We start from the raw sequence: 24,196 nt of genomic DNA on the forward strand, positions 1-24,196 counted from the left end.
ACCCCGGCGCAGGCTGAACGCCATGAACCACACACAGACCACGCATCGGCAGGGCCTGCTGGCCGGCAAGGTCGCCTTCGTCAGCGGCGCCGGACGCGGGATCGGCGCGGCGGCCGCCCGGCTCTTCGCCCGGGAGGGCGCCCGCGTCCTGCTGGCGGCCCGGACGGAGACCCAGCTCAAGGCGGTGACCGAGGAGATCCGGGCGGCCGGCGGCAGTGCCGACCACACGGTGTGCGACCTCGCCTACGCGGCGAGCGTACGGGCCGCCGTCGACCGGACCGTGGAGGTCTACGGCCGGCTCGACCTGGCCTTCAACAACGGCGGGGTGATCCAGCACCCCGGCCCCCTGGACGAACTCCCGGAAGCCGACTTCGACCGGATCACCGCCGTGAACCTCAAGGGCGTATGGCTGGCCATGGCCGCCGAGGTCGAGGCCATCCGCGCCACCGCCTCCGGCGGCGCCATCGTCAACAACTCCTCCATCGGCAGCCTGCGGGCCAACCCGGTCCTGCCGGTCTACGGCGCCCTGAAGCGCGCCGTCAACAGCCTCACCGAGTCGGCCGCCGTCACCTACGGCCCCGAAGGCATCCGCGTCAACGCCATCGCCCCCGGCGGCACCGTCACCGACATGGTCCGCGCCTGGGAGGCGGACACCCCGGGTGTCGTCGACCGCATGAAGGCGCAGACCCCCCTGGGCCGCACCGCCGACCCCGACGAGATCGCCGAGGCCGCCGCGTGGCTCCTCAGCGACCGTGCCTCCTACGTGACGGGCACGGTCCTGCGGGTGGACGGCGGGGCCCGGGCCTAGCTCACGGCGTGACGGAAGGCGAGCGTCCTGTGCTGGGTCGAGGCGGGCGGGGTGATCTCCAGGTAGGAGGCGTGCACGGCGCCCGAGGCGCCGGTGTCGGCGTGGGTCCAGGCGACGACGGCCTCGCCGCTCTGGCCGTCCTTGAGGACCAGGGTCTTCTTGCCCGGGTCCTTGGCGTACTCGGCCACACCCCGGCCGTGACGTCGGATCGACCCGTCCGCAGTCGGGATTCCCGCAGGTGTTGGAGGTGTGAAAGGCAGGAACCAGCCTCAGCTCCGACCCGTACATCCGGCTGGGCTCCCCGCGCGGTTCAGGTCTTGACGGCGGTGAGCTTCTCCGGATTGCGGACGCAGTAGACGGCCGTCACGGCACTGCCGCGGACCTCGATCGACGTCACCTGATCGAGTACGCCGTCGATGAGGACCACGACGGAGTGCATTCCGTTGTAGATGCCGAGGCGGATGTCGAGTTCGCCCAGGTGGGCACCCTTGGCCAGGAGGCCGAGGAGCAGTCTGGCCACCTTGTCGGGCCCGACCACGGGGCGCAGGGCAGTGGTCACGAGCCCGCCGCCGTCACCCAGGAACACCACGCCGGGTGCGAGCACGTCCATCAGACCCTGGACGTCGCCGGTGGCCGCCGCCGTCAGGAACCGTTCGGCGATCTGCCGTGACTCCTCGGGGGTGGCGACCGCGGTGTGCCGTTTCGCGTGCACACTGGTGCGGGCTCGCTGGTTCAGCTGCCGTACCGCGGCCTCGGACCTGCCCACCGCGGCGGCGATCTCCGGGTAGTCGAAGGCGAACACCTCCCGCAACACGAAGACCGCGCGCTGGGCCGGCGTGAGAGCCTCCAGCACCAGCAGCATCGCCGTGGTGACGGCCTCGCCGGTGAGCACATGGTCGATGCCGTCGGGTGCGTGGCCGACCGCGTCGGTCATCAACGGCTCGGGCAGCCACGGTCCCACGTACCGCTCCCGGCGGTGGACGGCCGACCGCAGGACACCGAGCGCCTGCCGGGTGACGATCTTCGCGAGATAGGCCCGTGCGTTCTCCACCGAACTGTGGCTCACCGACCGCCATCGCAGGTAACTGTCCTGGAGCACGTCCTCCGCGTCGGCCACCGATCCGAGGATCTCGTAGGCGATCGAGAACAGCAGGGCCCTGTGCGCGGTGAACTCGTCCTCGGGGTCCGGCCGTTCGCTCACTTCGGGCCCTTCAGCCAGGCGTAGGCGGCGGTCCGGGCGCCGGACCTCGCGTAGCGGCAGAGTCGTTCCTTGCCCAGGGCCGCGGTGCGCCCGGCGAGAAAGAGCCGCCGTACGGTGTCGTCCCTGCGGCCGGCCTGGAGCAGCCCGTCGCGTCGGCCCAGGCTCAGCGACTGCCCGGTGTACCCCATCGAGTAAGGCTCGGGCATACGGCCTTCGATCATCCGCACCAGCGTATCCGCCGCGTGCGCGCCCTGAGGCAGGGCCGTCGCACAGGCCGCTCGGGCGCCGGGAACCGCCGCGCAGTCACCGACGACGAAGATCCTCGGGGCGTTCACGCTGCGCAGGTACTCGTCGACCACGGCACGCCCGTCGGCATCCACCTCCAGCCCGCTGCGGGCGGCCAGCTCGGGCACGCCCCCGATGATCGCCCACAGCGTGAGGTCGGAGGCGAACCGCGCGCCCGAGTGGAGACACACCGCGTCGCCTCCGCTCTCCCCGGCGCCGGGGTCGACCCGCGCGACGGAGTCCTCCACGATCTTCACGTCCAGGCGGCCCAGTCCGGTGCGTACACGCTTCCGCGCCCCCGCCGAGAGGCTCGCGGCGATCGTCCGTCCCACGAGCCGCACTCGGAGGTCCGGGCGGCCGAAGGCGACTTCGGACGCCGTCTCGATGCCCGTCAGCCCGCCGCCGATGACGGTGACCGTCCTCCCGCCGGGCAGCCCGGCCAGCGCGGCCCTGGCCCGCTCCGCGCCCTCCCAGATCCCCACCGGAACCGTGCCCGGCAGCGGTGCGACCGTGCTGCCCACCGCCAGGAACAGGTAGTCGAAGTCGAGACGCGATCCGTCGCCGAGAACAACCTCCGCGTCGCTGATCTTGTCGACGGTGTCCAACCTCGTGGTGACCCCTTCGCGCAGCATCGACGTCAGCGGGGTCGCCGCAGCGCCGGTCCCGGCGATCTGCTCGTGCAGCCGCACCCGCTCGACGAAGTCCGGACGGGGATTGATCACCGTGATCTCCACGGCCTTCACCTTCTTGGCCAGCCGATTCGCCGCGATCGTCCCCGCATAGCCGGCGCCCACCACCACGACCCTCATGAATGCCTCCTGTTGTGGAATCAGCTCAGACACGGGATGCGGCACGTCTCGCGCCCGTGACGGACGGGCCGAGTGATCTGCATCACCGCATGCCGAACTCGCAGGGCGGCGGGCCGCCGGGCAGGTCGGGAAGTTGGAGCGGAGAGAGGCGGACGGACGGGCTCTCGTCGACGTACGCCGACGAGAGCCCGTCCGCAACTGTTGAGCTTGCGCGGCTACTTCCAGGTGTCACTGGCCGTGTAGCCGGACGAGGTGCCGGTCGTGTACGACCGGTTGGTGCCCGACTCCCAGGTCACGTTCCCGGACGAGTCCTTCTTGACGTACTTGTAGGCGAAGGTCGTGCTCTTCGGGACGATCACCAGCTTGCTCCACGTCGGGTACGACTCCGAGGACAGCGGGATCGCGTCGCTGGTGTTCCAGGAGCCCAGGGAGGCGATGGAGCCGACGACGTAGACGTTGGTGCCGTAGTCGGTGGTGGCGTATTCGTTGAAGGTGACGTCGGTGGCGTCGGCGTTCGCCACGTTCCAGGAGTTGTTGAGGGAGACCGCCGAAGTGGTGGTCGTGGCCGACCTGTTGGCGTTGGACTCCCAGGTCACATTGCCTGAACTGTCCTTCTTTATGTACTTGTACGTGAAGGACGTGTTGATCGGGACGCTCGCCGCGCCCGACCAGATCGGGTATCCGGAGGACGAGAGCTGGATGGCCTTCGAGGTGTCCCAGGCGCCGAGGGCGTCGATGGAGCCGACGACGTAGACGTTGGTGCCGGTGGTGGTGGAGGCGTACTCGTTGAAGGTCGCGGTCACCGTGGAGGTGGAGCCGCCGCCACCGCTGCCGCCGTCGTCGCAGCCGACGGTGCAGGTGTAGGAGGAGTTGTAGAAGGCGACGGCGTCCTTCGCGGGGATGGTGATCGACGCGTTGCCGCCGGAGACGGTCACCGTGCTCGCGCCGCCGTCGATGACGTTGGAGTAGGTGCCGTCGGCCATGCCCGTCGCGAAGGTGTAGGTGGCCGACGAGGAGCCGTTGTTGACGGCGAAGAACCCGGCGCCGCTGCGGCCGAAGCCGATGACGTTGGACGACATGGTCTGCCAGTTGGAGACGGCCGCGCTGCCGGCCGCGTTGTGCCAGGCGACCATGCCGACGACGGCGGTGTCGCGGTCGAGGCAGTTCCAGCCGCTGGAGCAGTTCGTGTCGGTGACGAAGCCGGACGAGTTCGGCGGTGCCTGGTCGCTCTGGGTCCACTGCCAGCTGGAGTAGATGGTCGGGGTGGACCACTTGTAGGCCAGCTCGAAGAGGTTGGCGAGCTTGTAGCTGTCGCCGTCCTTGTAGCTCATGTGCAGGCCGTTGCGCTCGGTGTCGTGGTTGGTCACGAAGGACACCGAGTTGGCGGCGGGCAGGATGCCGCTGCTTTCGAGGGAGGAGAGGTCGCTGACGTTGCCCTGGAAGGCCGACTTCATCTTGCTCGCGTAGGTGAAGTCCAGGACGTCACCCGAGCCGTAGTAGTCGCTGGGCTGCGGGGTCGAGCCCGGGTACACCTCGTCGAAGACGTACGGCGCCGTGCCGGACGTGGTGGTGTTCAGCTTGGCGACGATGGCGGCCATGTCGGTGGCCGGGATGTGCTTGGCCGAGTCGACGCGGAAGCCGTCGACGCCCAGCGCGATCTGCTTGTTGAGGAAGGCGGCGAGGCCCGAACGGACGTTGTCCGCGCTGGTCTTGAGGTCGGGCAGGCCCAGCAGTTCGCAGTTCTGGACCTGGGTGAGGTTCGAGTAGTCCTGGATGGTCAGGTCGGAGGTGGGGCAGTCGGCGGAGGTGTGGTAGTCGCTCGGGTCCCAGTCCGGGGTGTCGTACTTGTTGGTGATCGTGGTGCCGTCGTAGCCGGTGCCGGTCTGGGCGGCGGTGTGGTTGATCACCGCGTCGGTGTAGACCTTCACGCCGGCGGTGTGGCAGGCGGTGACCATCGCGGCGAACTGGGTCGCCGTCCCGAAGCGGCTGTTCAGGGTGTACGAGTAGGGCTGGTAGACGTCCCACCAGTAGTAGCTGGACTGCTTGAGGGACTCGGAGGGCGGGGCGACCTGCACCGCGCCGTACCCGGCCGGTCCGAGCACGTTGGTGCACTCGGACGCGATCGAGTTCCAGTTCCATTCCCAGAGGTTGGCGATCACATCGCCCTTGGCGGTGGTGTCCGCCTGCGCGGCGGTGGCCGGCAGGGCGACGACGCCCGCGAGGGCCAGGGCGCCCGCGGCGATCGCGACGGCCGTGCGTCTGAAGACACCCGGGGGTCGGTGTCCGGTCATGTGCGGCTCCGAAACAAGAGGGACAGGCTTCAACAACCCTGGAGCGTGGGCCAGTTGAGACATCGCGTCAATACGACCGGTGAAAGTTCTTGCTGTGAGTTTCAAGCCTCTTGCTGTAAACCTTTCGTCAGCGATACCGTCACGCGGGGTCGGACCCAAGAGAGCCGCTGTCGCTAGGAGTTCACGCCAGTGATACAAGTCAGACGGGTCGCGGCCGTGGCCGCCGCCGCCCTCGCCGCCGCGCTCGTGCAGCCCCTCGCCGCACACGCCGCCGCCCCGCCCGCACCGCCCTCCGACGCGAAGCTGGCCGCCGCGCCCGCCCGGCACGACGACACCCGCGAGCAGTTCTACTTCGTCATGCCGGACCGGTTCGCCAACGGCGACACGGGCAACGACAAGGGCGGCCTCACCGGCTCCCGCCTCTCCACCGGCTACGACCCCACCGACAAGGGCTTCTACCAGGGCGGCGACCTCAAGGGCCTGACCAACCGGCTCGACTACATCAAGGGGCTCGGCACCACCGCCATCTGGATGGCCCCGATCTTCAAGAACAAGCCGGTCCAGGGGACAGGCAGCAACGCCTCCGCCGGCTACCACGGCTACTGGATCACCGACTTCACCCAGGTCGACCCGCACTTCGGGACCAACAAGGACCTGGAGACCCTCATCTCCAAGGCGCACGCCAAGGGCATGAAGGTCTTCTTCGACGTCATCACCAACCACACCGCCGACGTCGTGGACTACGAGGAGAAGTCCTACGACTACCTCTCCAAGGGCGCCTTCCCCTACCTGACCAAGGACGGGCAGCCCTTCGACGACGCCGACTACGCGGACGGGAAGAAGAAGTTCCCGGCGGTCTCCACCGCCTCCTTCCCGCGCACCCCCACCGTCACCAGCGACAGCAAGGTGCCGTCGTGGCTCAACGACCCGACGATGTACCACAACCGGGGCGACTCCACGTACGCCGGCGAGTCCACCACCTACGGCGACTTCTCCGGGCTCGACGACCTGTGGACCGAACGGCCCGAGGTCGTCAGCGGGATGGAGAAGATCTACGAACGCTGGGTGCGGGACTTCGGCATCGACGGCTTCCGGATCGACACCGTGAAGCACGTGAACATGGAGTTCTGGACGCAGTGGGCGACCGCGCTCGACCAGTACGCGGCCCGGCACGGTCGTAAGAACTTCTTCATGTTCGGCGAGGTCTACTCCGCCGACACGTCGGTCACTTCGCCGTACGTCACCCAGGGGCGGCTCGACGCGACCCTCGACTTCCCCTTCCAGGACGCGGCCCGCTCCTACGCCTCGCAGGGCGGCAGCGCGCGGAAGCTGTCGGCGGTCTTCGGCGACGACTACAAGTACACGACCGACAAGGCCAACGCCTACGAGCAGGTCACCTTCCTCGGCAACCACGACATGGGCCGGATCGGGTCCTTCCTGGAGCAGGACAACCCGAAGGCCACCGACGCCGAACTGCTCGCCAAGGACCGGCTCGCCAACGAGGTGATGTTCCTCAGCCGGGGCAACCCGGTCGTCTACTACGGCGACGAACAGGGCTTCACCGGCTCCGGCGGCGACAAGGACGCCCGGCAGACGATGTTCGCCTCGAAGGTCGCCGACTACCTCGACGACGACGAGATCGGCACCGACCGCACGCACGCCAGTGACTCCTACGACACGAGTGCGCCGCTCTACCGGCAGATCAGCGCTCTCTCCAAGCTCCGCGCGGCCAACCCCGCCCTCGCCGACGGCGTCCAGACCGAGCGCTACGCGGCCGACGGCGCCGGGATCTACGCGTTCACCCGGACGGACGCGAAGACCGGCCAGGAGTACGTCGTCGCGTTCAACAACGCCGACACGGCGAAGACGGCGAGCTTCGCCACCGGGTCGGCCGGTATGCGCTACCGCGCGATCCACGGCGCTGACGGCACCCTCACCTCCGGCCAGGACAACGGCCTCACCGTCACCGTCCCGGCCGAGTCCGCCGTCGTCTACAAGGCCGCCGGCGCCCTCGCCAGGCCCACCACGGCCCCCTCCCTGACCCTCACCGCCCCGGCCGCCGGCGCCACCGGCACCGTCGACCTCACCGCGGACGTCACCGGCGGACAGCTCGACCGCGTCGTCTTCGCCGCCCAGGTCGGCAACGGGAAGTGGACCGTCCTCGGCTCCGCCGACCACGCCCCCTACAAGGTCACCCAGACCATCGCCAAGGACGTCCCGGCCGGTACCGCCCTGCGCTACAAGGCGGTCGTGGTCGACTCCGCCGGGCACACCGCCGGCGCCCTGGCCGCGAGCACCAGCGGCACCCCGCCCGCCGCCGAGACGCCCACCGCCTCCTCCCGCGACTACGCGGTCGTCCACTACAAGCGCACCGACGGCGACTACGCCGACTGGGGCCTGTACGCCTGGGGCGACCTCGCCGACGGCGAGGCGACCACCTGGCCCGCGAGCCACCCCTTCACCGGCCGGGACGCCTACGGCGCCTTCGCCTACGTCAAGCTGAAGTCGGGCGCCTCGAACGTCGGCTTCCTCGTCATCGACAAGGACGGGAACAAGGACGTCTCCGCCGACCGCTCCATCGACGTCACCCAGACCGGCGAGGTCTGGATCGAGCAGGGCAAGGCGGACGTCCTGACCGAGCGGCCGGCCGCGGACTACCCCGCCCAGGACACCACCAAGGCGGTCATCCACTACCACCGCGCCGACGGGGACTACGACGGCTGGGGCCTGCACGTCTGGACGGGTGCCGCGAACCCCACCGACTGGTCGAACCCGCTGAAGCCGGTGAAGACTGATGCCTATGGCGCGGTCTTCGAGGTACCGCTCACCGAGGGTGCCACCAGCCTCAGCTACATCATCCACAACGGCGACGAGAAGGACCTCTCCGCCGACCAGTCGCTGGACCTCACGTCCGACGGCTACGAGGTGTGGCTGTTGAACGGCCAGGAGAAGCACCTGCTCCCGCAGCCCGCCGGCAGCGCCGCCGCGCTCGACCTGACCACCTCCAAGGCGGTCTGGATCGACCGGGACACGGTCGCCTGGAACGGCGTCGACGGTGCCGCCTCCACCCAGCTGCTGTACTCCCACGACGGTTCGATCGCCGTCCAGGACGGGACGCTGACCAGCGACGACGAACGCTGGCTGCGGCTGACGAAGACCGCCCTCACCGACGCCCAGAAGGCGAAGTTCCCGCACCTGAAGGACTACACGGCCTGGTCGGTCGACCCGCGCGACCGCGGCCGGGTGCGGGAGGCCCTGAGCGGCCAGCTCGTCGCCTCCCAGCGCGCGGTGAACGGTGCGGTGCTGGCCGCGACCGGGGTACAGATCGCCGGGGTCCTCGACGACGTGTACGCGACGGCCACCAAGGCCGCCCTCGGCCCGGTCTTCCACCACGGGAAGCCCACCCTCTCCGTCTGGGCCCCGACCGCGCAGTCCGTCGCCCTCGAACTCGACGGCGCGGTCCAGCCGATGCACCGCGACCCGGCCACCGGCGTCTGGTCCGTCACCGGCCCCGGGTCCTGGAAGAACAAGCCCTACCGGTACGTCGTGAAGGTCTGGGCGCCCAGCGTCCGGAAGATCGTCACCAACAAGGTCACCGACCCCTACTCGGTCGCCCTCACCGCGAACTCCGAGCGCAGTCTCGTCGTCGACCTGGACGACCGGTCGCTGGCGCCGGGCGGCTGGTCGACGTACACCAAGCCCAAGGCCGTACCGCTGAAGGACGCGCAGATCCAGGAGCTGCACGTGCGGGACTTCTCGGTGGCGGACAGCACGGTCCCGGCCGCGGACCGGGGCACGTACCTGGCCTTCACCGACCAGGGCAGCGACGGCTCGAAGCACCTCAAGTCCCTTGCCAAGTCCGGGACTTCGTACGTGCATCTGCTCCCGGCCTTCGACTTCGCCACGGTCCCCGAGAAGAAGGCCGACCAGGCGAGCCCCGACTGCGACCTCGCCTCCTACGCGGCCGACTCCGAGAAGCAGCAGGAGTGCGTCTCGGCGGTCGCCGCGAAGGACGCCTACAACTGGGGCTACGACCCGTACCACTTCACGGTCCCCGAGGGGTCGTACGCGACCGATCCGGACGGCACCGCGCGTACCGTCCAGTTCCGGAAGATGGTCAAGTCGCTCAACGACGACGGTCTGCGGGTCGTCATGGACGTCGTCTACAACCACACGGCGGCCGCCGGGGAGGCGGACACCAGCGTCCTCGACCAGATCGTGCCCGGCTACTACCAGCGGCTGCTCGCCGACGGCAGCGTCGCCAACAGCACCTGCTGCGCCAACACCGCGCCCGAGAACGCCATGATGGGCAAGCTGGTGGTCGACTCGATCGTCACCTGGGCCAAGGAGTACAAGGTCGACGGCTTCCGCTTCGACCTGATGGGCCACCACCCGAAGGCCAACATCCTGGCGGTCCGCAAGGCGCTGGACGCGCTGACCCCGAAGAAGGACGGCGTCGACGGCAAGAAGATCATCCTGTACGGCGAGGGCTGGAACTTCGGCGAGGTCGCCAACGACGCCCGGTTCGTGCAGGCCACCCAGCAGAACATGGCGGGCACGGGCATCGCGACCTTCTCCGACCGGGCCCGGGACGCGGTCCGCGGCGGCGGCCCCTTCGACGACGACCCCGGCGTCCAGGGCTTCGCCTCCGGCCTGTACACCGACCCCAACTCCTCCACCGCCAACGGCACGACGGCCGAGCAGAAGGCCCGGCTGCTGCACTACCAGGACCTGATCAAGGTCGGTCTGACCGGCAACCTCGCGAAGTACCGGTTCACCGACGACGACGGCAAGGAGGTCACCGGCGCCGAGGTCGACTACAACGGCTCGCCCGCCGGATACGCGGACGCCCCCGGTGACGCCCTCGCCTATGTCGACGCGCACGACAACGAGTCGCTGTTCGACGCGCTGACGTACAAGCTGCCGTCCGGCACCTCCGCCTCGGACCGGGCCCGGATGCAGGTCCTGGCGATGGCCACGGCCGCCCTCTCGCAGGGCCCGTCGCTCTCCCAGGCGGGCACGGACCTGCTGCGCTCCAAGTCCCTGGACCGCAACTCCTTCGACAGCGGAGACTGGTTCAACGCCATCCACTGGAACTGCGCCGACGGCAACGGCTTCGGGCGCGGGCTGCCGGCGGCCGCCGACAACGAGTCCAAGTGGCCGTACGCCAAACCCCTGCTGAGCTCGGTGAGCGTCGGCTGCGCACAGATCGAGGGAGCCTCGGCCGCCTACCGTGATCTGCTGAGAATCCGTACGACCGAGAGCGCGTTCTCGCTGGACACCGCTGGACAGGTGCAGTCGACGCTCTCCTTCCCGCTGTCCGGGAAGGACGAGACACCCGGTGTCATCACCATGCGGCTCGGTGACCTCGTCGTCGTGTTCAACGCGACGCCGGACCAGCAGGAGCAGCGGGTGGCGGCCCTGGCCGGTACCGGCTACCGGCTGCACCCGGTGCAGGCCTCGGGGGCGGACTCCGTTGTCAAGTCCGCTTCGTACGCGGCGGACACGGGTACGTTCCTGGTCCCGGGACGCACGGTGGCGGTGTTCTCCCGGACCAGGTGACAGTGGCGTTAGGTTGGTGGGGCAGGCCCGGTATCGGGTGCTGCCCCACCGGCGTTGTCCAGGGGCTGGGAGAATGGACGTCAACGGCAAGCTGACAGACACGACCGTCCTGGTCGTGGACGACGAGCCCGCGAGCCGGTACGCGATCGGCACCGCGCTGCGCCGGGCCGGGCACGAGGTCGTCGCGGTCGGCGGCGGCGCGGAGGCGCTCAGCGAACTCGACGTACGGCTGCGCAAGGGCCGTCTGCCCGACGTGGCCCTCATAGACGTGCGCCTGCCGGACATGAGCGGCTTCGAGCTGTGCCGCCGGCTCAGGGAACGGCCGCACATGGCCGGGCTGCCCGTCGTCCACTTCTCCGCCCTCGCCGTCGCCCCGGCGGACCGCTGCCCGGGACTGGACACCGGGGCCGAGGCGTATCTGACGGTGCCCGCCGAGCCGGAGGACATCGACGCGGCCGTCCGGGCCGCGGTCCGCGCCGCCCGGCTGCGCGCCGACGACCAGGCGCTGGTACGGCGGCTGAAACTGCTGTCGGAGACGATCGTCTCCATCCAGGCGGCGCGCTCGCTGCACGAACTGGCCGACGCCGCCGCGGACGGCGCCGCCCGCCTCCTGGGCACCCCCGCCGCCGTCTTCGTCCTCGACCAGGACGACGAGCTGTACCGCGGCCTGTGCCGGGAACGCACCTCCCTCGCCCTCCCGGACGAGGGCGCCCACCGGGAGGTGGCCGGCCTGCTGCGGCGGCTCACCCGGGGGCAGTCCGGGGTGCGGATCACCACCGTGCCGGCGCCGCTGTGGCCCACCGGGTTCTTCCGGCCGGGCGTCCAGCACGACGCCCGGCTGACGCTGGTCCTCACCCAGGACGGCAAGGTCCCGGTCTGCCTGGCCACGCCCACCCGCGGGCAGCGCAGGATCAACCCCGAGAACGAGGCACTGCTGGCCCAGCTGGCCCAGGCCACCGCGCTCACCGCCGAGCCCCTGCTCATGTACCAGGTGGAACGGCATGTCGCGCTCACCCTCCAGCACAGCTTCCTGCCCCGCCCGCACCAGCTGCCCGAACTGCCGGGCGTCGACATAGCGGTGCGCTACGAGCCCGCCTCTCAAGAGACCGAGATCGGCGGCGACTTCTACGCCGCGCTCCGGGTCGGCGACGAGGTGCTCACCGCGGTCGGGGACGTCGTGGGGCACTCGCTGGAGGCGGCCACCGTGATGGTCGAGCTGCGGCACGCGCTGCGCGCCTACTGTCTCGCGGAGAGCGACCCGGCCGCGCTCGCCGAGCGGCTCGACCAGCTCCTGCAGCACTACCACGCCGAGGTCACGGCCACCGTCTGCCTGGCCCTGATCGATCCGGCGACCGGACGCACCCGCATCGCCAACGCGGGCCACATCCCGCCGCTGATACTCGGCGAGGACGGCAGCGCCGAGTACGTCAAGGCGTCCGGTCCGCTGCTGGGGGTGGGCCTGCCCCACCCGCCGCCCACCGAGCTGGTCCTCCAGCCCGCCGACCGGCTCCTCATGGTCACCGACGGCCTGATCGAGACCCGAGGCACCGACCTCACGGTCTCGATGGAACACCTCCGCTCCGCCGCCGTCGGCGCGCTGCCCGGCCTGGACGCCCTCTGCGACACCCTCCTCGCCTGCTTCGGCCGCGACCGCGAGGACGACGTCGCCCTGCTGGCGCTGAGCCTGGCGCGGAGCTAGGCCGGCCTCCCCGGCACACCCGTCGCACCGCCGACGCACCTCGATTCCCCATGCCGTAACCGAGCGGAATCGGGCGGAGCCGAGCGGAATCGAGCGGAATCGAAAGATGTGCGGGAAGAGGTCCGGAGATCGAAATGGCGGACCGGCCGATAAAGAAGGAATGAATGCCTCCTCTTTGTCGTCGATGGCATAAGATCCGCTGTGGAGGTTGAGGTCAACGTGTCACCGCAGGTCTCCTGAATCCCTCTTTATCGCCGGGATTTGATTCAGAGTTAATTGGTGCACACTGTTTATTGTTCCGATGCACGGCCGGCGGTGCCGGTCGAACGCGTGGATTATTTTCCGGTACGGTCGCGTTTATACGCCTCCATTCGCGCCGGACTGCGCCACCTATTGCCGGTGCGACACCGTGCGCTCTCACGGGGCAAATGACTTACGGCGGGGACGTGTTGTACGTTTTTTCTCGCCGAGGAGAAATTCCAGCCAGCGGTTCTCGGCGGTGAGGGGGACACGCATGACGAGTCACGCAACCGAAGTCGACCTCGAAAGTCTGCTCCGCCGGGCGTTACAGACCACAGGCGCCGACGCCCGTTGGACGACCGACGCGCACGAGATGTGGTGCCTCCTTGTGCACCAGTCCGGAATGCAGCGCCGGCAAGGCTGGAAATTGCACGTCTCCGCGACGTCCGCCTCCGCACCGGAAGTGCTGGAGAAGGCCCTGGAAGTGCTGCTCCGCGAGGATTCGGGATTCAAGTTCGTCCGCTCGCTCGAACAGGTGAGCGCGCTCAATTCCCGCGCCACGCCACGAGGGAGCTCGGGCAAGTTCATCACCGTATACCCGTCCTCCGACGAGGCCGCGGCGCGGCTGGCGCTGGAACTGCACAAGGCCACGCTGGGACTCGCCGGCCCCCGGATCCTGTCCGACCAGCCCTATGCCCCGAACAGCCTGGTGCACTACCGCTACGGCGCCTTCGTCGGCCGGCGGCGGCTTTCGGACCAGGGACTGCTGGTGTGGTTCATCGAGGACCCGGACGGCAATCCCGTGGAGGACAAGCGCACCGGACAGTATTCTCCGCCCTCCTGGGCGGTCAGCCCCTTTCCCGCCGCGGTGCCGTCGCCACCACGCCAGAAGAAGCCGGCCAGCGGCCCGGTGCTGCTCGGCGGCCGGTTCTCGGTACGGGAGGCGATCCGGCACACCAACAAGGGCGGTGTCTACCGCGGGACCGACGTCACCACGGGCGCACCCGTGGTGATCAAGGAGGCCCGGCCGCACGTCGAGGGCGACGCGTCCGGCTCCGACGTCCGCGACTGGCTGCGGGCCGAGGCCGCGACGCTGGAGAAGCTCAAGGGCACGGGGCTGGCACCGGAACCGCTCGCCATGTTCGAGACGGGCGGGCACCTGTTCCTCGCCCAGGAGGAAGTCCCGGGCGTGCCGCTGCGCAACTGGGTCGCCGAGCGCTTCCGCGACGTCGGCGGCGAACGCTACCGGGCGGACGCGCTCGCCCAGGCCGGACGGCTGGTGGAGCTGGTCGCGGCGGCCCACGCCCGCGGCTGCGTGCTGCGGGACTTCACGCCCGGCAACGTCATGGTCCGCCCCGACGGCGAACTGCGCCTCATCGACCTGGAACTCGCCGTCCTGGAGGACGACGCCCCGCTCCCGACCCGGGTCGGCACCCCCGGCTTCAGCGCCCCCGAGCGCCTCACGGACGCTCCGGTCTCCCGGACCGCCGACTACTACAGCCTCGGCGCCACCGTCTGCTTCGTGCTCGCCGGGAAGGTGCCCAACCTGCTGCCCGAGAAACCGGCCGACAGGCCCGACGAACAACGGTTCGCCGACTGGCTCGCCGCCTGCGACGAAACGTTGCGTCTACCACCTGGCCTGCCGGACATGCTCCTCGGACTGATGAAGGACGACCCCAACCAACGCTGGAACCCCACCAGGGCACGCGCCGCTCTCCACCCGACGAATCCGGCATGTCTGGGGCAGCCCGCCGAGGGTCCGGCACGGCCGGGGCAGCCCGCCGCGAGGCCGAAGCAACCCGACACCGGCCTGGGGAGTCCTGAGGCTGGGCCGGGGGGTTCCGTCGTCGGGCCGGGGAGTTCGGATGCGGGGCCGGGGGGTTCCGTAGCCGGGCCGCAGGGCTCCGATGCCAGCCCGGGGGGTTCCGTCGCCGGGCCGGGGAGTCTGGTCGCAGGGCCGGCGCGGACAGGCGATCCGGGTGTGGTGACGTGGGTCACGGTGGCCGGCATGGTGGAGCACCTTGTCGATTCGATGACTCCGGGCGACGGCCGGCGGCTGTGGCCCGTGTCCACCCTGGCGGGGGAGACCGACCCCTGTACCGTGCAGCAGGGCGCGGCGGGTGTACTGGCGGTCCTCACCCGGTACTTCGAGCTCACCGGCGACCCCCGGCTGCCGGAAGCGATCTCCGCCGCGGGCCACTGGATCGTCGAGCGCACCGACACCCGCTCCATCCGCCCCGGCCTGCACTTCGGCGGCCGCGGCATCGCCTGGGCGCTGTACGACGCCGGACGTGCCGTCGACGACCGTACGCTCACCGACCACGCCCTGGCCCTGGCGCTGGCCCCGCTGGAGCCGACGCCCAGTCACGACATCACCCACGGCTGCGCGGGCAGCGGACTCGCCGCCGCCCACCTGTGGCACCGCACCCGCGACCCACGCCTGGCCGAGCTGGTCGTGGACGCGGCCGACCGGCTGGCCGCCGCCGCACAGCCCGAGCCGTCCGGAGTCAGCTGGCCCGTCCCCGCGGAAGCCGTCTCCGAAGAGGCCGGCAAGCGCTACCTGGGCTTCGCCCACGGCTCGGCCGGCATCGGCAGCTTCCTGCTCACCGCCGCCGCCGTCTCCGGCCGGCCGGAACACCTGGAGCTGGCCCTGGCGGCGGGCGAGCACCTGGTGGCCCACGCCGTACCGGTCGGGCACACGGCCCAGTGGCCGGCCCAGGCCTCGGACCCGCCCACGGCCCCCTACTGGTGCCACGGTTCGGCGGGCATCGGCTCCTTCCTCGTCCGGCTCTGGCAGCGGACCGGGGACAAACGATTCGGCGAACTCGCCCGCGGCGCCGCCCACGCCGTCGTGGAGCGCGCCTCCCGGGCCGCCGTCGCCCAGTGCCACGGCCTCGCGGGCAACGGCGACTTCCTCCTCGACATGGCCGAGGCCACCGGCGATCCCGCCTACCGGGCGATGGCCGAGGACCTGGCCCGCCTCATCGTCGCCGAACGGGCCCACCGCGACAGCCACGTCGTCTTCCCCAACGAGTACGGGGACGTCTCGACGAGCTGGAGCGACGGCTCCGCGGGAATCCTCGCGTTCCTCCTGAGGACCCGCCACACAGACTCCCGGCACTGGTCCGTCCAGCAGCCGGGATGAGCGACAGGCACCCACCTGTCGCAACCGCTCACAGAAGGAGAAAGTCATGGAGAACCAGGCCCTTGAGCTGCTGGCCGAACTGCACGCCCTTCCGGAGACCGACCCGGTCGACTTCGACGGAGCATCGTTCTCCGGGACGTGCGCGTGCGTCGGCCTGCTGACGCTGCTCAACACGGTCTGCGTCGGCATCAGCTGCGCGTAGTCGAGAACCTCCGGCCGGTGGGCGCCCTCGGGCGGCCACCGGCCGGAGCCGCACCCCGTGGACGAGGACCCGACCATGCAGCCACCCGCCGGTGACGACGCCCGCACCCGGACCACCATGCCGACCGCCGCCGTCCGCCACCCGGACGCCCACCCGGACGCCCCCCGGTCCGCCGCCCGGCCGGTGTCCGCCATCAGCACGCGCGGCCTGGTCAAGAGCTACCCGGGCCCGGACGGAACCACCACCCACGCCGTCCGCGGCCTGGACCTGGACGTGCTCGAAGGGGAGACGTACGCCTTCCTCGGCCCCAACGGCGCCGGGAAGTCCACCACCCTCGCCCTGCTGTGCGCGCTGGCCCGCCCCACCGCCGGACAGGCCACGGTGGCGGGCATCGACGTGCTCGGCCGCCCGGACCGGGTCCGCGGCGCCGTCGGGATGCTCTTCCAGCACAGCGCCCTGGACCCGGACCTGACCGCCGAACAGAACCTGTACATCCACGCCCGCCTCTACGGACTGCGCCGCCGCCACGCCCGGCCGCGCGTCGCCGAGATGCTCGACACGGTCGGACTGGCCGACCGGCGGCGCTCCCCGGTCCGCACCCTGTCCGGCGGCATGCGCCGCCGCCTGGAACTCGCCCGCGGCCTGCTGCACGCGCCCCGGGTGCTGTTCCTCGACGAGCCGACCACCGGACTCGACCCGCACGCCCGCGCCCAGGTCTGGGACCACCTGCGCCTGCTGCGCGACCGGTACGGCTGCACGCTCTTCGTCACCACCCACTACCTGGAGGAGGCGGAGAACTGCGACCGCCTCGGCATCATCGACCAGGGCCGGCTGGTCGCCGAGGGCACGCCCCTCGCGCTGAAGGCCGCGGTCGGCGACGACCGGGTGGTGCTGCGCACCGGCGACGACGCGGCCGCACGACAGGTCGTGGACCGGACCGCACCGCCGGGCCGCGCCGTCACCCTGGACGACGCGGGGGTGTCCCTGCGGGTGCCCGACGGCAGCGCCTGGATCCCCCGCCTGTGCGTGGCGCTGCAGGCCCACGGCATCGCGGTGCTCGCCGCGTCCGCGACACCGCCCACGCTCGACGACGTCTTCTTCCACCACACCGGCCGCAGCATCGACGTCCCCGGGCCGCACCGGACACCGGCCGCCCCCGTCCCGGACGGCCCCACGGCACCGCCCGAGGAGGCCCCGTGACCGCACCCGCCCGCCCGGCCCCGGACACCGCCGCCGAGGCCCCCGGCGACCCCGGCTCCACCGACCCCACGCCCGGGGCGCGCCTGCGCCGCGAACTGCGCGCGGTCCATGCCCTGGTCCACCGCGATCTGCTGCGCCTGTCGGTCCAGCGGGTGCACACCGCCCTGATGCTGCTCCAGCCGGTGCTCTACCTCTTCGTCCTGGGCGGCGGTCTGGCCGCCCTGATCCCGAACTCCACGCTGGGCGTCGGCTACCAGGCCTACCTCTTCCCGGGCATGCTGATCATGACGGTGCAGGCGCCGGCCATCATCGTCGGCATCCGCCTGATCACCGACCGGCAGAGCGGCTACCTGCGCGAACTCCTGCTGGCCCCGGTCAGCCGGTCCACCCTCCTGCTCGGCAGCTGCGCCGGCGGCACCCTCGTCTCCACGGTCCAGGGCGCCGTCCTGCTGGGCCTCGGCGGTGCCGTCGGCCTGCCCTACGACCCGCTCCTGCTGGTCCTGCTGCTCGCCGCCCTGGTCCTGGCCTCCTTCACCATCACGGCCCTGTCCCTGCTGCTGGCCGTGAGCCTCGACCGGCCCGAGATCTTCCAGATGCTGCTCGGCCTGGTGATGATGCCGCTGCTGTTCCTCTCCGGGGGTTTCTTCCCGCTGGCGAACCTGCCGGGCTGGGCCCACACCCTGTCCGCCGTCAATCCGCTCGCCTACGGGGTGGACCTGATCCGCCGCTGTATCGCGCTGCGGGTACCGCACCAGTCGACCGCCGTGGGCATCGAGTGGGCGGGCCGGCAGCCTCCCCTGCTCCTGGAGGGCGGCCTCCTGCTGGCCGGCGGAGTGCTGGCCCTGCTCTGGGCCGCCCACCGCTTCGGCCGCCCCGAATGACCGGCCCTGGCTCTAGGCTGGACCCCAGTTGCCGTAGAACAGGAGTGCTCATGCCGCAGATCACCGTCGACTACTCCGCCACGGCGGACGCCGCCTTCGACCGGGCCGGCTTCGCCAGGGCACTGCACACCGCCGTCGTCGAGATCGCGGCCGCCAAGCCCGAGGCCTGCAAGACCCTCTTCCGCGCCGCCGACGCCACGGCCTACTCCTACGACGAGGACGGCGGCCACATCATCGTCCACATCACCTTCGGCCTCCTCGCCGGCCGCACCGACGAGACCAAGGCGAAACTCACCGAGGCGACCCTGGAGTTGCTGCGCGACCACCTCAAGCCGGAGGGCCACGTCCTCCACGCCTCGGCAGAGGTCAGGGACCTGGACCCGTCGTACCGGAAATACGAGGGATAACTGCAGCGCCCCGTAAGGGGCGCGGGGAACTGCGCGACCAGCCCCCACCGGCCCGCAGCCGCCCCACGACCCGCCTACTCACCCGGCCAGTGCGATGAGCCGGCCCGCCAGATCCGCGAACGGACCGTCCCCCGGCTCGTCCTGCACCATCCGCTTCACCAACGCGCTCATCTCCTCGTCGTACGCCGCGCTGACCGCCGTCAGCGCGGCGAAGTCATGGACGAGCTGGATCTCCAGCTCGCCGCGCGGGATCCGGCGGCCGTCCAGCCAGATCAGCGCGGTCGACTCGGCGAGCGATATCCAGGAGCGGATGACGAGTTCGAGGCGGGCAGGGGCCTCGGTGACCTCCAGATGCGAGAGGATCTGCTCGTAGGCGGCCTGCCGCACGGAGTCGATGAGCGCGTTGGTCGCGGAGGAGCCGACCGCGGGGCCGCCGCGCATCAACGCGGCGAAACCGGGCCCGTGTTCGTCGACGAAGTCGAAGAAGCGGCGCATCACCCGCAGCAGCCGGGCCCCGAGCGGCCCCTCCCGCGGCTCGGCGAACCGCCCCGCGAGATCCTCCGAGGCACGCTTCAACGCGGCCTCGTACAGGCTGAGTTTGCCGGGGAAGTAGTGGTAGACCAGCGGCCGCGAGATGCCCGCGGCCGCGGCTATCTCGTCGATGGAGACCTCGTCGGGCGAGCGGCGGCTGAACAGTTCGAGGGCGACGCCGATCAACTGCTGCCGCCGCTCGTCGACTCCCATTCTGCGGCGTACCCCGGTACTCATACGAACACCTTACCGATCGGATCCGGCCTCCCAGGGACCTGACCCGGCACGGGCGTTCACAGATCCAGCACAAGTCTCCCACTTCGCGCCCGCGATACACAGATCAGCATCGAGTCCGCGCGCTCCGCGTCCGTCAGCAGCTCGTCCCGGTGTTCCACTTCCCCTTCCAGCACCCGCTGTTGGCAGGTCCCGCAGAACCCCTGGGCGCAGGAGTAGGCCGTGTCGGGCAGCTCCGCGTGCACCGCCGCCAGCACCGTCGTGTCGGCGGGGACGGTCAACGTCCGCCCGCTGCGCCGGAGTTCGAGTTCGAACGGATGGTCGCCGCCGGTGCCGGCGCGCGGCGCGAACCGTTCGAGCCGTACGGCGGGGAACCGCTCCTCCACCGCGGCCATCAGCCCCTCGGGACCGCAGCAGTACACCGCCGCGCCCTCGGGAACCGTCAGCGCGTCGAGGTCCGGGCGCCCGTCCTCGTCCTCCGCGAGGACCGTGACCCGGTCGTCGTCGGCCAGTTCCGCCAGGAACGGCATCGAGGCCCGGCTGCGCCCGCAGTACAGCAGCCGCCACCGCGTACCCTCCGGCAGGGCCCGCACCATCGACAGGATCGGGGTGATGCCGATGCCCCCGGCGACGAACACGTACGACGCGGCCCCGACGAGCGGGAAACGGTTGCGCGGCCCGCGCACCTCCAGCTCCATGCCCTCGACCACCTGCTCGTGGACCTCCCGCGAACCGCCCCGCCCGTCCGCGACCAGCCGCGCGGCGATCGTGTACGAGGAGGTGTCGGCCGGGTCCCCGCAGAGCGAGTACTGCCGGACCAGCCCCGAGGGCAGGACGACGTCCAGATGGGCGCCGGGCTCCCAGCCCGGCAACCGCCGCCCCTCCAGGCGCAGTTGTACGACCCCGTCGGCGACCGTCCGGTGCGAGGCGACCAGCAGCCGCAGCGCCCGGGACCGCGGCTGCCCGGAGGTCGGCGGGTCCAGCGCCGGCATCGGCCACAGCGGGGACGCCTCGATCCGGCGCCGCATCGCCCGCCGGACCAGCAGCGCGGCGCCCGCGACGGCGACGACGGTGCGCAGCCTCGGTGCCATCACTCGGCCCCCTTCTCGGCGTGCTCGGCGGCCAGTGCGGCGGGGGAGGACGCCAGGTAGGCGACGGCCTGCTCGGTGGAGCCCTCCTGGGAGGGGTGGTAGGTGCGGCTGAGGTAGCGCGGGATGGACTTCAGCATGTCGCCGGTGGCCGGAAGCGTGCCGCGCCGGCCCGCCAGGTAGAAGTCCCGGAACCGGGCCCGGCCCCCGGTCAGCGTGGGGTCGTTGGCCATGAAGAAGCGGGAGCCGCGCTGCCACAGGAACACGATCGCCGTGAACGCCGTCGCCCAGGTCCGCACCCGGCGCCGGTAGCCGCCGTCGAGGTGCACGAAGAGGTCGAAGGCGACCGACCGGTGCTCCACCTCCTCGGCGCCGTGCCAGCGCAGCAGGTCCAGCATCATCGGGTCGGCGCCGCGCCGGTCCAGCTCGCCGGCGTTGAGCACCCAGTCGCCGAGGAAGGCGGTGTAGTGCTCGATGGCCGCGATCAGCGCGACCCGTTCCAGGAGCCACCAGCGCCGGGCCCGCCCGGGCGGCAGCGTCCGGTCGCCGAGCAGCTTCTCGAAGAACCAGTCGACCTGCGCGGTGTACGGCGTCGGGTCGAGGCCCAGCTCCCTGAGGTGGGGCAGCACCTCGTCATGGGCCTGGGAGTGCATCGCCTCCTGCCCGATGAACCCGATGACGTCCTCGCGCAGCCGCTCGTCGCGGATGAGCGGCAGCACCTGCTTGTAGACGTGCACGAACCACCGCTCGCCGGCCGGCAGCAGCAGATGCAGCACATTGATGGTGTGCGTGGCGAAGGGGTCGCCGGGCACCCAGTGCAGCGGGGTGTCCTCCCAGGCGAAGGACACATTGCGGGCCTTGAGCGCTATGTGCTCGGACGCGACCGGCTGGGGCTGCTTGTTGGACATGGCGTCAATGTACTGACGGGTAGGTCCGCTGAGAACCCCTGGGACGGAGCTTGTTTACACCGATGTCAGCAAGGGGTGCTCAGTGCAGCCCGCTGATCTCGGTCCCGTCCTCCAGCGTCCCCGTCAGGTCGGCCTGCGCCCCCTGCTTCGCCCTGGCCACCAGCTGCGTCCCCTCGGCCGAGGCGGTCACCCCGCCGGTCGCCCGGACCGACGCGGTGTCGCGGCCGCCCGCGGCCAGCAGATACCACTGCCCGCCCCCAGACTTCCACAGCACCCCGGCCAGCACCTGCGGATCGCGCGGACCGCACGCCGTCACATCGGACCCCTTGGCCGCGACCGCCCCGTACGGGCTGCCCGGCGTCCGGAACTGCGCCAGCGCCATCGTCCCGTCGCCCCGCCAGGTCTCCGCACGGGTGCACACCCACGCCCCGGTGCCGCCGGACTCCGGCAGCGTCTGCTCGGCGAACGCCCAGGCGTTGACGCTGCGCACCCCGGCGGAGCGCTCCGCGGCCAGCGAGCAGGCGAACGGCGCCCAGTCACGCAGCCCGGCCGCACCGGACGCCTCGCCGGTGTACCCGGGGCGCCCCGAGGTGAGATGCGCCGGGACCAGCTCGCCGAGGTCGGTGGAGAGCCGGGTGCCGTCCGCGTCGGTCAGCTGCAGCACGTTCCAGGACGTGCACGCGCCCTGCTGCATCGCCGGACTGGCCATCGGCCCGGTCACCCCGTCGGTCAGCCCGAGGTCCATCGCCCCCGAGGTCGGCTTCATCAGGTCCCGCTCGGCCGCCCTGGTCACCCACGGGGCCGTCAGATACCGGACGTTGCCGTCGGCGCGGCCGAGGACCAGCGCGCCGGCCTCCGCGTCGGTCGCGCCGTCGACGCGGGCGAAGTCCAGGGCCGCGCCCGCCGTGCCGTCCTTCGGCTCGGCGTAGCGGGCGATGCGCAGACCATCGTAGAAGACCACCACCCGGGCGCTGTCGACCACGCCCGCGTACAGCAGCTGGGGCGGTCCGGCGGGGCCGCCGGTCTGGGTGCCGGGGGTGGCCGAGACGCGGACGGTGGCGCCGGGGCGGGCCCAGACGGCGAGGGCGCGGCGCAGCAGCGAGGTGTTGCCGGTGAGGGTGCCGCGCGCGGGCCAGACGGAGAAGTCGGCGCGGGCGGCGGTCCGCCAGGCGGTCGCGGGGATCTTCGTCACCTGGGCGGGGTCCAGGGCGGCCTCGGCGGCCGCGTTCCGGGCGTACGGCGGGGCGGCGGCACCGTCGGCGCCCCAGCCGCCGCTCGGCAGCACGACCAGCGCGCCGCACACCGCGAGCGCGGCGGCCGCGGCCAGTGCGGCCTTGGTGTGCTGGCGGCGCCGCATCAGGTCGGTGGGCCGGGCCTGCAGGGAGCAGGGGTCGAACTCGGGGGAGTCCAGCAGCGGGTACTCGGCCGGGACGCCGTTCGCCTCGGCGAGCGCGCCCTCCGGGTGCTCGACCCCGGCCGCGCGCAGGATCTTGCGGACGTCGCCGTCGGGGAGCTGCTCCAGACCGCGCAGCGCGTAGGCCGCCCGGGCCGGGCCGGAGAGGGTCGCGAGCCGCTGGTCCAGGGCGAGTTCGTCGGCGCCGCCGGAGCGCGGGAAGAGCCGGAGCCCCCACACCTGGGGCAGCAGCGGCGGCAGCTGGGCGCGCCTGGGCCACGCGCTGAACCTCAGCGGCAGGCCCGCCTCCAGCGCCGTACGCACCACTTCGAGGCGGACCAGGGCGTACCCGGGGTCGGTGTCGCGGCCGGTCGACTGGGCCGGGATCACCGGCGCCTGCCGGCGGCTGCGGGGCAGGGCCCGCTGGACCAGGGAGTGTGCGGTCAGCACGCGACGGCCGCGCGCCAGACCCGGCGGCAGCACCAGATAGGCGAGCCGGACCAGCCGCGGGTAGTGCTCGACGAGCGCGGCCTCGGCCTGCTCGACATCGACCGCCGGACCGAGGGCTCCGGTGGCGCCGGCTGCGTGACGCTGGGCTACATGCTGTGACTGCACGTCCTGAAGAACGAGCGACCCGTTGGTTGGTCACCGCCACACAGGTGACACTGCCGTATCCGTATCGGCACGATGTGAGCGCTTCGCGCCCCACAGCCGTATCGAAGGGGACGGGCCCCCGAAGGCACCGGGGCCGGCAATGCGACCGGAGGAACAGATGAGGTTGACCCGACCGATGCTCGCCGTGGCCGGCGCCGTGGCCGTACTGGCGCTGGCGGGCTGTGGATCCGGAGACAGCAAGGCGGAGGTCAAGGTGCCGGCCACGGCGACCGGCAGCCTGGAGAGCCTGGCCGCCAAGGTGAAGTGCACCCCCGACATGCAGATCGACTCCGACGAGGTCCGCCAGGCCATCTGCAAGACCTCCGCCGGGAAGTTCGTCTTCGCCACCTTCGCCACCGACCGCGGCCAGCGCGAGTGGATCAACGACGCCAAGGACTACGGCGGTTACTACCTCGTCGGCCGCAAGTGGGTCGCCGTCGGCACCGACAAGGTGGTCAAGGCGCTGCAGCCCACGCTGGGCGGCTGGGAGGAGATCGGCACCGACCACAGCCAGCACACCAGCTGAGCCGTACGGCACGCACACACGGAAGCGGGGGGGGGGGGTTATGAACCGCCCCCGGCAGGGGGGTTAGCGGAGCCCGGGCGCCCGGGGTGGCTGGACATGGGCGAGATTTCGGGGGTGTTTGGGTTTGGGGGT

General features: G+C 71.3%; 17 protein-coding genes. 9 read left to right on the forward strand and 8 right to left on the reverse strand.

Features of this window, described 5'->3' with window-relative positions:
- The first annotated feature begins 22 nt into the window (after positions 1-22).
- Complete coding sequence (locus ACGFZS_RS03480; RefSeq protein WP_393793718.1) at positions 23-808, forward strand: SDR family NAD(P)-dependent oxidoreductase; 786 nt, start codon at positions 23-25, stop codon at positions 806-808.
- Here ACGFZS_RS03480 and ACGFZS_RS03485 read toward each other — a convergent pair.
- The 4 genes from ACGFZS_RS03485 to ACGFZS_RS03500 form a co-directional block, all read right to left on the reverse strand.
- Entirely contained in the window at positions 805-996 is a 192-nt protein-coding gene (locus ACGFZS_RS03485; RefSeq protein WP_393793719.1) for a DUF4232 domain-containing protein, read from the reverse strand. The two genes, ACGFZS_RS03480 and ACGFZS_RS03485, sit on opposite strands and share 4 nt — an antisense overlap.
- A gap of 122 nt (positions 997-1,118) precedes the next feature.
- A complete protein-coding gene (locus tag ACGFZS_RS03490) occupies positions 1,119-2,009 on the reverse strand; it encodes an RNA polymerase sigma-70 factor (protein ID WP_393793720.1) in 891 nt (296 codons plus the stop codon).
- Positions 2,006-3,103 carry an NAD(P)/FAD-dependent oxidoreductase gene (locus tag ACGFZS_RS03495; protein ID WP_393793721.1) on the reverse strand — a complete coding sequence of 366 codons (1,098 nt, stop codon included), beginning with the start codon at positions 3,101-3,103 and terminating at the stop codon, positions 2,006-2,008. The genes ACGFZS_RS03490 and ACGFZS_RS03495 overlap by 4 nt, the downstream gene beginning before the upstream one ends.
- Positions 3,104-3,318: 215 nt before the next feature.
- The gene (locus ACGFZS_RS03500) at positions 3,319-5,394 is read right to left on the reverse strand and encodes a carbohydrate-binding module family 20 domain-containing protein (RefSeq protein ID WP_393793722.1); all 2,076 of its coding nucleotides are present in this window, start codon (positions 5,392-5,394) and stop codon (positions 3,319-3,321) included.
- A gap of 189 nt (positions 5,395-5,583) precedes the next feature.
- Here ACGFZS_RS03500 and pulA point away from each other — a divergent pair, with 189 nt between their 5' ends.
- The 7 genes from pulA to ACGFZS_RS03535 all read left to right on the forward strand — a co-directional run bounded on the left by pulA (position 5,584) and on the right by ACGFZS_RS03535 (position 18,730).
- On the forward strand, positions 5,584-10,956 hold the full coding sequence (gene pulA, locus ACGFZS_RS03505) for a pullulanase-type alpha-1,6-glucosidase (RefSeq protein ID WP_393793723.1): 5,373 nt from the start codon (positions 5,584-5,586) through the stop codon (positions 10,954-10,956).
- A gap of 73 nt (positions 10,957-11,029) precedes the next feature.
- Entirely contained in the window at positions 11,030-12,655 is a 1,626-nt protein-coding gene (locus ACGFZS_RS03510) for a SpoIIE family protein phosphatase (RefSeq protein ID WP_393793724.1), read from the forward strand.
- Between the two features lie 514 nt (positions 12,656-13,169).
- A complete protein-coding gene (lanL, locus tag ACGFZS_RS03515; RefSeq protein WP_393793725.1) occupies positions 13,170-16,040 on the forward strand; it encodes a class IV lanthionine synthetase LanL in 2,871 nt (956 codons plus the stop codon).
- A 46-nt stretch (positions 16,041-16,086) separates the two neighbouring features.
- Positions 16,087-16,242 carry a VenA family class IV lanthipeptide gene (locus tag ACGFZS_RS03520; protein ID WP_165939227.1) on the forward strand — a complete coding sequence of 52 codons (156 nt, stop codon included), beginning with the start codon at positions 16,087-16,089 and terminating at the stop codon, positions 16,240-16,242.
- 75 nt (positions 16,243-16,317) lie between these two features.
- Entirely contained in the window at positions 16,318-17,442 is a 1,125-nt protein-coding gene (locus tag ACGFZS_RS03525; RefSeq protein ID WP_393793726.1) for an ATP-binding cassette domain-containing protein, read from the forward strand.
- The gene (locus ACGFZS_RS03530; RefSeq protein WP_393793727.1) at positions 17,439-18,323 is read left to right on the forward strand and encodes an ABC transporter permease; all 885 of its coding nucleotides are present in this window, start codon (positions 17,439-17,441) and stop codon (positions 18,321-18,323) included. Before ACGFZS_RS03525 ends, ACGFZS_RS03530 begins: the two co-directional genes overlap by 4 nt.
- Positions 18,324-18,373: 50 nt before the next feature.
- Positions 18,374-18,730: an isomerase gene (locus tag ACGFZS_RS03535; protein WP_355718767.1), complete on the forward strand. Its 357-nt coding sequence runs from the start codon at positions 18,374-18,376 to the stop codon at positions 18,728-18,730.
- 78 nt (positions 18,731-18,808) lie between these two features.
- Here the strand turns inward: ACGFZS_RS03535 and ACGFZS_RS03540 are convergent, their stop codons facing one another.
- The 4 genes from ACGFZS_RS03540 to ACGFZS_RS03555 all read right to left on the reverse strand — a co-directional run bounded on the left by ACGFZS_RS03540 (position 18,809) and on the right by ACGFZS_RS03555 (position 23,499).
- A complete protein-coding gene (locus ACGFZS_RS03540; protein WP_355718765.1) occupies positions 18,809-19,498 on the reverse strand; it encodes a TetR/AcrR family transcriptional regulator in 690 nt (229 codons plus the stop codon).
- A gap of 56 nt (positions 19,499-19,554) precedes the next feature.
- Positions 19,555-20,586 carry a PDR/VanB family oxidoreductase gene (locus ACGFZS_RS03545; protein WP_393793728.1) on the reverse strand — a complete coding sequence of 344 codons (1,032 nt, stop codon included), beginning with the start codon at positions 20,584-20,586 and terminating at the stop codon, positions 19,555-19,557.
- Complete coding sequence (locus tag ACGFZS_RS03550) at positions 20,586-21,491, reverse strand: metal-dependent hydrolase (RefSeq protein ID WP_393793729.1); 906 nt, start codon at positions 21,489-21,491, stop codon at positions 20,586-20,588. The genes ACGFZS_RS03545 and ACGFZS_RS03550 overlap by 1 nt, the downstream gene beginning before the upstream one ends.
- 79 nt (positions 21,492-21,570) lie before the next feature.
- Positions 21,571-23,499: a hypothetical protein gene (locus ACGFZS_RS03555; protein ID WP_393793730.1), complete on the reverse strand. Its 1,929-nt coding sequence runs from the start codon at positions 23,497-23,499 to the stop codon at positions 21,571-21,573.
- 157 nt (positions 23,500-23,656) lie between these two features.
- Between ACGFZS_RS03555 and ACGFZS_RS03560 the strand changes: the two genes are divergently transcribed.
- Positions 23,657-24,064, forward strand: coding sequence for a hypothetical protein (locus ACGFZS_RS03560; RefSeq protein WP_365680123.1), 408 nt, complete (start codon positions 23,657-23,659; stop codon positions 24,062-24,064).
- Positions 24,065-24,196: the final 132 nt, after the last annotated feature.

The sequence above is a fragment of the Streptomyces sp. NPDC048288 genome (assembly GCF_043201555.1).
Taxonomy (GTDB): Bacteria; Actinomycetota; Actinomycetes; order Streptomycetales; family Streptomycetaceae; genus Streptomyces.